This window comes from Gemmiger formicilis, from assembly GCF_016901605.1.
Taxonomy (GTDB): Bacteria; Bacillota; Clostridia; order Oscillospirales; family Ruminococcaceae; genus Gemmiger; species Gemmiger formicilis_B.
In genome coordinates this window covers 1-359 of record NZ_JACJKP010000514.1, presented here as the reverse complement: position 1 = coordinate 359, position 359 = coordinate 1, and the positions used below count along the sequence as shown (strand labels likewise).

At 52.4% G+C, this 359-nt stretch carries 1 pseudogene; it reads right to left on the bottom strand.

Features of this window, described 5'->3' with window-relative positions:
* A pseudogene (locus H6B10_RS15710) lies at positions 1-359 on the bottom strand (excinuclease ABC subunit UvrA); the annotation flags it as partial.

The following is a 359-nucleotide window of genomic DNA, read 5'->3' as shown; positions in this document are numbered from 1 at the left end:
TCTTGATGAATTCCAGTTCCTCGCTGACACTTTTATCGCAGAAATCCGCAATATTGATTCCGCCGACAGTCACCGCCAGGCTGGTCGGTTTCAGTCTGCGGCCATGGCAAGCGGGGCATTCTTCACTGGACATAACCTGGGCGATTTCTTCCTTTACCCATTCACTGCTGGTCTCCCGGAAGCGGCGCTCCAGGTTGGGAATAAGACCTTCGAACTGATTGTAATACGTGCCGGAACCAAACATACTTTCGCGCTGCATTTCTATACGCTCTTCACCGGTACCGTACAACAGCGCATGCAAGGCCTCTTTGCTGAAGTCTTTGATGGGCGTGTCCAGTGTAAAGCCGTACCGCTTGCCA